We start from the raw sequence: 9,536 nt of genomic DNA on the forward strand, positions 1-9,536 counted from the left end.
TAGTTACCCCCCGGCGACAACAGTAAAGAGTGTTACCTGATCATCAGCATGCAGGACATACTGATGCCATAATGTGCGGTTTATTACCCGCTGATTCACCGCCAGGGCAAGCCCGTTCTCGTCTACTGACAGGTCTTCCATAAGCTGTTTCAGGCTCAGGCCTTCAGCCACTTCTTTTGCTTTGTCGTTAACTGTAATTAGCATTGTGCTCTCCACATACCGGGCACCCTTCAAGAGGTGGTAATTTAAGGGCTTGCCACTGACCACTAAAGCCATCGAAAAGCCGTAACTCCCCCCAGTTCAATGGGGCTATAGAAGTAATGAAAAGCAAGGTATGCAGTGCCTGCATCATACCAACGATGCCCACAACCGGCCCCAGGATACCCTGGGCAAGGCACGTATTAGGCTCACTTTGCTCAGGCTCGTACAGGCATCGGTAGCACCCATGGGCACGGTGCGGATGTAACATCAGTAATTGCCCCTTTGTGCCACTGGCAGCGCCGGATATAAGTGGTACACCAAGTTGATAACAAACCTGATTAATTAACTGTCGGGAAGCCATATTGTCAGTACAGTCAAGTACTACCGACGCCCCGTTCAGCAGGCTTTCGGCATTGCTTTCAACCAGTCTTGTGGCATAGCATTGCACACTGAGAGTCCGGTTAATGTCGCGCAAGCGCAGACACGCCACCCTGGCCTTGGTCTCACCGATATCCTGCTCAGCGTAAAGAGGCTGTCGAGGCAGGTTGCTCAGCGCCACCTCATCCCCGTCGACCAGTCTTAGCCTGCCAACCCCGGCGCCGGCCAGGTACGGCGCCACGGCGCAACCGAGGCCGCCGAGCCCTACAATCACCACTTCTGCGTGACTTAAAGCCTGTTGCTTTACCTCATCCATCTCCGTCACCAGCAATTGCCGGCTGTATCTGACGTAATCATCTCTGCTTAACACGTGCATACGTCTCCTTTAGCCTGTTCACCGCAGCCAGCGGATCTTCGGCGCCAGTAATGGCGCTAACCACCGCCACACCATTCACCCCGGTGCCGGCCACATCGGCAAATCTGGCCTGACTGATGCCACCAATGGCCACCGTGGGTATAGCACCGGCGAGTTGTTGATAACGCCGCAACCGCGCTAATCCCTGGGGTTTGGAAGGCATCGTTTTGGTCTGGGTGGCAAAGATATGGCCGAGGGCGATATACGAAGGCCGGAACCGTTTGGCCCGGCATAATTCAGCATAACCATGGGTAGAAATACCCAATCGCAATCCGGCGTTGTAAATAGCGCTTAAGTCTGCAGCTTCCAGATCCTCCTGCCCCAGATGAACACCGTAAGCGCCGCACTCAATGGCCAGTTGCCAATGGTCATTGATAAACAGCCGGGTTTGATAAGACGCCGCCATAGTGACTGCCTGGCGGATTTGCCCGGCAATATCTGCCGCGGGCTGCTTGATACGTAACTGGATTATGTTCAGCCCCAGGGGGAGTAACAAAGCTAACCACTCAAGACTGTCTACCACCGGATATAAGCCGAGCTGATGACAAGCCAGCGGCGCAAACCCTTCAGGCGGTACAGTAAAATCAGCATCCGCGGGTAACTGGCGCACCGCAGGAAAGTAATGTTCATCCGTGGGCCAGCCACAGCGGGCTAATGGCCCGGCACCAGAGCCGGCTGCATAACCTTTAGTCAGGCCCATGTTTACATAGGCTTTAGCAACACAAACGGCATCATGTAGTGGGTAATCCAGCGCCAGGGCGGCAGCGATAGCACTGGCAAAAGAACAGCCGCTGCCATGTTGATGAGTCGCCTGCTGCCGAATACTGCTATAACACCAATGCGTCTGAGAAGTGTACAGCCGGTCTTCAGCCTGTTCTGCTGAGCTATGCCCCCCGGTACAGAGCAGCCTCGTGTTCAGCAAATGCTCAGAATTCACCTCGCCATCGACGCAAGCCAGCAAATACTGCTCTTCGTCACTATTCGGTGTACACAGGTCAACGCAGGCTAACAGAGCGCGACAGCCCCGGGCTGAAACGCTGGCCATTTTGGCCCCGGTAGTTGCTACTTGTACCGGGTCCCAAATAACCCGAACCTGATCATTACGCTCACGTACCAGGTTAATCAGCTCGATGACTACATCCACCTGCTCGTCATTACACAATAAGCCGATTTTGATGGCCTGGGGCGGCATATCGTTTAGTAATACCCGCCCCTGACTGCTTAGTAACCCGGGAGCAACTGCCGCGACCTCCTCAACCGCCACGGAGTTCTGAGCCGTTATTGCGGTGATCACCGTGCAGGCATGGCAGCCTAAATCGTGAAGCGTGAGCATGTCGGCCTGAATCCCCGCGCCACCGCCGCTATCGGAGCCGCCGATACACCAGACAACAGGACGCTGATCAGTGGCTGTCATGATCGCTATCCTCGGCGGTAACGGCCGGATGATAAAGCTCTGCGCCGCGCTGATTAAACTCTACCGATTTGGCACGCATGCCCTCCACCTGCTCGGCGGTAGTTTGGTCAGGGTCGACTTTTACCGCAATGGCTTCTCCCCGGGCGTTTTTAGCAGCCGCATCACGAACTTCATGGGAAATTTTCATCGAACAGAATTTGGGGCCGCACATGGAGCAAAAATGAGCCACTTTGCCTGCCGCCTGGGGCAGCGTTTCATCGTGGTAAGCACGCGCGGTGCCCGGATCCAGCGCCAGATTAAACTGATCCTCCCAGCGAAATTCAAAGCGAGCCTTAGACATGGCGTTGTCCCGAATTTGCGCCGCCGGATGCCCTTTCGCTAAATCTGCCGCGTGCGCGGCAATTTTATAAGTGATAAGCCCTTGCTTCACATCCTCTTTATTTGGCAAGCCCAGATGCTCCTTGGGCGTGACATAACAGAGCATTGCGCAACCAAACCAACCGATCATGGCGGCGCCAATCCCCGACGTAAAATGGTCATAGCCAGGTGCAATATCAGTGGTGAGCGGGCCAAGGGTGTAGAAAGGCGCGCCATGACAATGCGCTAACTGCTCATCCATATTGGCTTTAATTAAATGCATGGGCACATGGCCGGGCCCCTCAATCATTACCTGTACGTCATATTCCCAGGCGATTTTGGTGAGCTCCCCGAGGGTATGTAGCTCGGCAAACTGCGCCTCATCATTAGCATCGGCCACTGAGCCGGGGCGCAAACCGTCACCTAAACTCAGCGACACGTCATAGGCCGCACAAATCTGGCAGATTTCCCTGAAGTTCTCATACAAAAAGCTTTCCGTATGATGACTCAGGCACCACTTAGCCATAATGGAGCCGCCGCGGGACACAATGCCCGTTACCCGGTTTGCCGTCATTGGCACATAACGCAACAACACACCGGCGTGTATCGTAAAGTAATCCACGCCTTGTTCCGCTTGTTCAATCAGGGTGTCACGAAACAGTGGCCAGGTGAGGTCCTGCGCAACACCGTTCACTTTTTCCAGCGCCTGATAAATTGGCACTGTACCGAGGGGGACCGGGCTGTTACGAAGCAGCCACTCGCGGGTTTCGTGAATATTGCGCCCGGTTGATAAGTCCATGATAGTATCGGCGCCCCAGCGGGTTGCCCAGACCAGTTTTTCAACCTCTTCTTCAATGGATGAGGTAACGGCCGAATTACCAATATTAGCATTCACCTTAACCAGAAAATTGCGCCCAATAATCATTGGTTCAGACTCCGGGTGATTGATATTTGCCGGAATAATGGCTCGCCCGGCCGCAACTTCGGCCCGGACAAATTCCGGCGTAATCTGCTCTGGTAATGCGGTACCGAAGTTTTCCCCTTTGTGCTGTTGCAACAGTGCTTCATCACGAACCTGTGCCCGGCCCATATTCTCCCGAATGGCAATGAACTCCATTTCCGGCGTTATGATCCCCTGACGCGCATAATGAAGCTGAGTAACACATTGACCGGATTTCGCAGTTTTTATCGGGCGTTCCACCTGCATTCGTAACGCGCGGGCATGCTCATCAAGCTGGCTTTCGCGGGTAAACTGTGATGCTGAAACATCCACTGCCTCACAATCGCCGCGTTGCTCAATCCACTGCTCCCTGACCCCTTGCAAGCCGTTGTGCACATTGATTTTGATATCCGGGTCGCCGTAGGGGCCTGAGGTATCGTAAACCAGTACCGGTTCATTCGCCTGATAAACCGGGTTGGCAGCATCGCCACCAAGCAGGCTGTCTGACTGCTCAATACTGCGCATAGGAACGCGAATAGTCTGGTCTGAGCCATTCAGGTAAACCCGCCGGGAACCGGTAAAGCTCTCGCCGCTTAATTGCTCTATGAAATGTTGCGCCTGTTCGCGCTGTTGACGTCGTGTTGACATAGCATTTATTCCTTGTGGAAGTGAGAAAAATGCTTGTCAGGAGTGTTTAAAAAGACGATTACCACAGCCAAAACAAAACCTTTCGGTGCTGTATTGTACTGTGGGTAATATTGCCCTGTTCCCTTCGCAGGTATTAGCCTGATCAGGTTCAACGGATCCCGCTTTCGCGGTCTCAGCTTGCTTTCCAATAGGAATAGCGAAGCACTCCGACAAGTATCGTTAATTGCAGCCTTTTTAGCTTCTGCAATCAGATTGCCACCGAGTATAGGGAATGCAATCCGCCACTTCAAGGCCTGCGGGTAAGTTAGATTTCTCTTAATGAAATGGTCATTTTGACCGGGAATAATAGTATCAACACTACCCAATTCGCTGAATGTGCGTACAATGTGCGCTTTTTCTCAGCAACAATAACCATAGCAGCATTATGACCGATAACGCCGATCCGTATCACGACATTCGCCCCTTTAACGACGCTGAGGTGCCCGCGTCCATTGAGCGACTGATTAACGATCAGGAGTTTATCAACGCTATAGTTAACCACCGCTTTGAACACAGCCCGCGTTGGCTGTCGTCGTTGCTGAGCCCGCTGGTAAAAGTGCTGCTGCGACTGAAATGGCGAAAGTTTAAAACTGTTGCCCACATTCAGAACGAGGTGGGTGTGTTTATGCAATCACTGCTGCAGCGCACCAGTCAGGGCATCACTGTAAAAGGGCTGGATAAACTCGACCCTGGCAAAGCGTATATATTTATTTCTAATCACCGCGATATAGCGATGGACCCGGCGCTGGTTAATTTTGCCCTGTACCGTGCCGGCCACGAAACCGCGCTGATCGCATTTGGTGATAACCTGCTCAAAAAGCCCAGCGCCACCGAGCTAATGAAGCTCAACAAAGGTTTTGTGGTAAAACGCTCAGCAAAAGGCCCGCGGGAATTACTTAAAGCCCTCACCCAGCTTTCAAATTTTATTAAAGACTCACTGAATAACCAGCAATCTATCTGGATAGCTCAGCGCGAAGGACGCGCCAAAGACGGCATGGACCTGACCGACCCGGCTATTCTGAAAATGTTCTATATGGCTGGCAAGCAACAAAAGCTCGCCTTCGGTGAGTACATGAAATCATTAAATATCGTGCCGGTTGCCATTTCCTACGAAAACGACCCCTGTGATATTGCCAAAGCCAACGAACTCTATCAGCGCGAGCACCTTGGCAGTTACAACAAAACAGAATTTGAAGATATCGATAGCATTATTCAGGGCATCATCGGCAATAAGTGCCGGGTGAGCGTCAACTTTGGTGAAGTGGTCACCGAAGATTTCGAGACGCCGGAAGCACTGGCCGAGCATATCGACCAACAAATCCACCGCAACTATCAGCTATACCCTATTAACTATCTGGCCGCTAACCAAAGCTGCGAGGAGCTTACTCAAGCATGTCGCGATCGCTTTGCCGCCAAGCTCGCGGAGCTACCCGAACAAGCTCACAGCTATCTGATAGCCAACTATGCGAACCCGGTGCATAACGCCAAATAGTGGTTGGACCAGATAATCTCTGCTAACATCACCCGACTGATTCAAACAGCAGGTGTTTATGCAACTTCATGCCATTGCCGGTTACATAGAGAATATTTATCTGGTTGAAGACCTGGCGGGGCTAATGTTGCTCGATGGTTGCAGCCGCGCCGATGTGGAAACCGTCTGTCGCTATATTCGGGATGAAATTGGCCTGCCACTCTCTGCGCTTAAACTCATTGTAGTTACCCACATGCACCCCGACCACGCCGGTGGCGCGCGGTTATTACAACAACGAAGTGGGGCATTACTCGCCTGCCACCCTAAAGCGCCGGGCTGGTATCGCGGCATCGCCGGCAGAACCGCTCATGCCATTGATGTGGCGCTGACCTGGTGGGTAGCGGGAAAGTTAGGTAAACCCAAGCGGCATATCTGGTATAAACCATCCTTTGAGCCGGATATCAGGCTTAACGACGAGCAGCGGTTACCAGTATTTACAGACTGGCAGGTGATATACACGCCTGGCCATACCGACCACGATATATCCTTGCTTCACCTGCCAACCGGGCAAATTTATGTGGCTGATTTGATTGTGTCGGTAAAAAAGCGGCTGACATCGCCTTATCCGGTGTGTCACCCCAATCAATACAAACGTTCACTCAGGCGGGTAAGTGATCTGAATCCATCCCGGGTATATTGCGCCCATGTGAAACCGTTGTCAGACGAGGACATCGATTACCCGGCCCTGATAGCACAGGCACCAGCGCTGCCGAAAAATCACTGGCACTCAAGCAAAATCAGAATTTACCGGGCCTTGGGTTTACGTCCTGACCAGCACTAATAAAAAGCTTTAACTGTCGCAGCGATTACGCTTCTGATGCGTCCTCCTGTTGCAAAGGCAATTGCAAGGTAAATTCGGTGAATACACCCGGCTCGCTCGCGCACTGAATGGACCCATCCAGTCGCTGCATTATGTTGTAAACCACCGATAAGCCAAGCCCGGTTCCCTCGCCGATGGGTTTGGTAGTAAAGAAAGGCTCAAATATTTTCTGCTGGATGTCGGCTGTCATCCCCGGGCCGTTATCCCTAATCCGAATATGCAGCATATTATCGAGCTCTTTAGCGCTTATCCGAATAACCGGCTCGGCCGTTCCCGCCGTTTCCATTGCCTGTACAGCGTTTTTAATCAGATTCACCAGTACTTGCTCAATGAGACCGGTATGCGTGTGTAAAACGCCTTTAAACTGAACCTCGCGCTCAATACTGACCTTATTATCCAGGTCATATCGCATCATTTTCAGGGTGTCATCCAGCAGCACAGAGAAATCACAAACCTCTTTTTCCCCGGTCTGATTGTGAGAGAAAGAGCGCAGGTCGCTGATGATATTTTTAACCCGTTGCAGGCCATTAAAAGAATCGGCAACTATGGCCCTGATGTCTTCCAGAATAAACGGTATACCCGCCTGCTCCTCAAATTCGCTGAGACTTTGTTTGAGATGAGCCGCTTTTTGATCCTGCTGAATGTCTATGGCGGTTAACAACTCGCTCTGCATGGACTGCAACTGAATAATGTTATCCAGATAACTATCCATCGAGGAAAAGTTGCTGATCACAAATGACAGTGGATTATTAATTTCGTGGGCGATACCCGCAGCCATACGCCCGATACTGGCGAGCTTTTCATTGTGTGCCAATGCCTGTTTGGTAGATTTAAGCTCCAGCAGGGTATCCCGCAAACGGGTATATTGCTTCTTCAGGCTCGACTCAGCCTGCTTACGCTCCAATAACACCGTAAGCTGCTCGGCCGCTTTATTGATAATCGTGATCTGCTTCATGGAAACCCGATCCATCTCCTGTTCGGGGATCAGGTAAAGCAATAAACATACTACCCGTTTATACACCACGATAGGGAAAGCCAGATAACTGCCAATACGAGTTGTTATTAGTTGGGTGACCGGCTCCAGCCCGCCGCTTTCATCGAGCAGGTGAATTTGCGGGTGCTGCTCTTCAATTGCCTGGGCAAGGCTGGCCGGCAACCCGCCCTCTGATAACAGTGACTGCAAGGTTTTTACCAGCTCTTTGCCGGCAATGTCGGAATTACGCACTCTAAAACACGATGTGTTTTCCAGGTGAATTTCAAAGCTGCAGTGGGCATGGCACAACCTTGCAAGCGCGTTCGAGAAGGTAGAAAGCAGTGCGGTGAGCTTTTCGTCGCTACGTGAAAAACGAGTGATACAAACCAACATTTCTGTTTCTGCATCGTGCTGACGATAAGTGTTTTCAATATACTCAAAGGTAGCCAACTCACGTTTAAGCACACTGGCATTAAACTTTGCTTTCGCTTCAGACGCCGTTAGACAGGCATTGATTTGGAATTCTTCCAGCCAGACTACTTCGTCGAGTTGCTGAGTAGGGTTATGCATGAGAATGATGCGGGTATCCTGGTTAGCCAGTCCCTGCCGAATATACTCAGCTACCGACTGACAAAGAGAGATATCATCATCAGAGCCCACGCAGAGTATTACCAATGAGGGTTTGCAACTGCGCAGTTTCTTTTTAGCGTTTCTCAGGCTGGTTAGATTTTCGCTGTCCATGGTTCTATCCGGCAAAAATGCCGCTAAGTCTGGACTTTGACCAACTAAAAACACCGGATTTTCCATACGTTTACCCAACACAACCGTTTCTGAAAATTCTGCTATATTTGAAAGATAGTCGTTGCCGGCTGTTACGCAAACTACTGCGCAGTTGCTAAAAGAGGAAAATTAAAAATGAGGTTAGTGAGATTGGTGTATTACAGCCATGCCTCGCGGGAGATGTCACTTAGCGATCTTAAATCTATTCTCGACACCGCCCGCCGTAACAATCAGGCCCAGGGCATTTGTGGAATGCTTTCCTACGAACAACAGTATTTTTTGCAGGCACTGGAAGGCGAACGCAGCGCCGTTAACGAGCTTTACCTGGATATTGCTGACGATCCCCGCCATGACGAAATCACTATTATCAGCTATGAGGAAATCACCGCCCCCATTTTCAAACAGTGGAAAATGGGCTACGCCGGCGGCAGTGCCGAGTTTACTAAATTGCTCAAAGAGATGGGCCAGACTGAGTTCCTGCCGGAAACCATGAGCCCTCAACAGGCTTTTCAATTTCTGCAACACCTTGCTGGCAATCAGGACAACCTTTAGGGCATAGTTATTAACTAAGCAACTTCACCCTGTAAGTCAGGAGCCATTTTGCCCAACGCACCAAGCTTCTCATCGGTAGAACAGTACATCGCCGCACAGCCCGAGGAAAAACAGCTGGTTTTATCGCAGTTACGCCAGGCAGTAGTGGCGAACCTGCCAGCCGGGTTCCACGAATGCATCAACTGCAACATGATTGGCTATGTGGTGCCTCATCAACTGTTCCCGGCGGGATATCATTGCAACCCCGAATTGCCATTGCCCTTTATGAATCTGGCGGCACAAAAAAGCCATTACGGCTTTTATCATATGGGCATCTATGCCATGCCTGAGCTCGAAAGCTGGTTTCGGGGCCGTTACGCCGAAGTTGTGCCTACCAAGCTGGATATGGGTAAGAGCTGTATCCGTTTTAAAAATCCCAAACACACCCCCTACGACTTAATTGGCGAGCTGGTCAGCAAAGTGAGCGTTGATGACTGGATATCGGTTTA

Annotated in this window: 9 protein-coding genes and 1 riboswitch; of the genes, 4 read left to right on the plus strand and 5 right to left on the minus strand. The window is 51.3% G+C overall.

Features of this window, described 5'->3' with window-relative positions; genetic code table 11:
* Nucleotides 1-3 precede the first annotated feature (3 nt).
* The 4 genes from thiS to thiC are packed head-to-tail and all read right to left on the minus strand — an operon-like array spanning nucleotide 4 to nucleotide 4,353.
* Nucleotides 4-204: a sulfur carrier protein ThiS gene (gene thiS / locus D9T21_RS13925; RefSeq protein WP_164464691.1), complete on the minus strand. Its 201-nt coding sequence runs from the start codon at nucleotides 202-204 to the stop codon at nucleotides 4-6.
* Complete coding sequence (locus tag D9T21_RS13930) at nucleotides 188-955, minus strand: HesA/MoeB/ThiF family protein (RefSeq protein WP_123325568.1); 768 nt, start codon at nucleotides 953-955, stop codon at nucleotides 188-190. The genes thiS and D9T21_RS13930 overlap by 17 nt, the downstream gene beginning before the upstream one ends.
* The gene (gene thiE / locus D9T21_RS13935) at nucleotides 933-2,408 is read right to left on the minus strand and encodes a thiamine phosphate synthase (protein ID WP_123325569.1); all 1,476 of its coding nucleotides are present in this window, start codon (nucleotides 2,406-2,408) and stop codon (nucleotides 933-935) included. Before thiE ends, D9T21_RS13930 begins: the two co-directional genes overlap by 23 nt.
* Entirely contained in the window at nucleotides 2,395-4,353 is a 1,959-nt protein-coding gene (gene thiC / locus D9T21_RS13940; protein ID WP_123325570.1) for a phosphomethylpyrimidine synthase ThiC, read from the minus strand. Before thiC ends, thiE begins: the two co-directional genes overlap by 14 nt.
* A gap of 102 nt (nucleotides 4,354-4,455) precedes the next feature.
* A riboswitch (TPP riboswitch) is annotated at nucleotides 4,456-4,572 on the minus strand.
* Between the two features lie 205 nt (nucleotides 4,573-4,777).
* Here thiC and D9T21_RS13945 point away from each other — a divergent pair.
* On the plus strand, nucleotides 4,778-5,884 hold the full coding sequence (locus D9T21_RS13945; RefSeq protein WP_123325571.1) for a 1-acyl-sn-glycerol-3-phosphate acyltransferase: 1,107 nt from the start codon (nucleotides 4,778-4,780) through the stop codon (nucleotides 5,882-5,884).
* A gap of 58 nt (nucleotides 5,885-5,942) precedes the next feature.
* Nucleotides 5,943-6,704 (plus strand): MBL fold metallo-hydrolase, encoded by a 762-nt coding sequence (locus D9T21_RS13950; RefSeq protein ID WP_123325572.1) that lies wholly within the window; start codon nucleotides 5,943-5,945, stop codon nucleotides 6,702-6,704.
* A gap of 25 nt (nucleotides 6,705-6,729) precedes the next feature.
* Here D9T21_RS13950 and D9T21_RS13955 read toward each other — a convergent pair whose 3' ends face one another.
* A complete protein-coding gene (locus D9T21_RS13955; RefSeq protein WP_123325573.1) occupies nucleotides 6,730-8,538 on the minus strand; it encodes a sensor histidine kinase in 1,809 nt (602 codons plus the stop codon).
* Between the two features lie 93 nt (nucleotides 8,539-8,631).
* Between D9T21_RS13955 and D9T21_RS13960 the strand changes: the two genes are divergently transcribed.
* Together D9T21_RS13960 and D9T21_RS13965 are read left to right on the plus strand one after the other, a co-directional pair.
* On the plus strand, nucleotides 8,632-9,048 hold the full coding sequence (locus D9T21_RS13960) for a BLUF domain-containing protein (RefSeq protein WP_123324629.1): 417 nt from the start codon (nucleotides 8,632-8,634) through the stop codon (nucleotides 9,046-9,048).
* A 48-nt stretch (nucleotides 9,049-9,096) separates the two neighbouring features.
* A partial coding sequence (locus D9T21_RS13965) for a DUF1801 domain-containing protein (protein ID WP_164464629.1) occupies nucleotides 9,097-9,536 on the plus strand: 440 nt, incomplete at its 3' end.

This window comes from Marisediminitalea oceani (assembly GCF_003731635.1).
Lineage (GTDB): Bacteria > Pseudomonadota > Gammaproteobacteria > Enterobacterales > Alteromonadaceae > Alteromonas > Alteromonas oceani.

Bases quoted from the DNA above. Each gene is read 5' to 3' on its own strand.
- D9T21_RS13930 (WP_123325568.1), bottom strand. From the start codon at position 955: ATGCACGTGTTAAGCAGAGATGATTACGTCAGATACAGCCGGCAATTG.
- thiE (WP_123325569.1), bottom strand. From the start codon at position 2,408: ATGACAGCCACTGATCAGCGTCCTGTTGTCTGGTGTATCGGCGGCTCC.
- thiC (WP_123325570.1), bottom strand. From the start codon at position 4,353: ATGTCAACACGACGTCAACAGCGCGAACAGGCGCAACATTTCATAGAG.
- D9T21_RS13960 (WP_123324629.1), top strand. From the start codon at position 8,632: ATGAGGTTAGTGAGATTGGTGTATTACAGCCATGCCTCGCGGGAGATG.
- thiS (WP_164464691.1), bottom strand. From the start codon at position 204: ATGCTAATTACAGTTAACGACAAAGCAAAAGAAGTGGCTGAAGGCCTG.
- D9T21_RS13950 (WP_123325572.1), top strand. From the start codon at position 5,943: ATGCAACTTCATGCCATTGCCGGTTACATAGAGAATATTTATCTGGTT.
- D9T21_RS13945 (WP_123325571.1), top strand. From the start codon at position 4,778: ATGACCGATAACGCCGATCCGTATCACGACATTCGCCCCTTTAACGAC.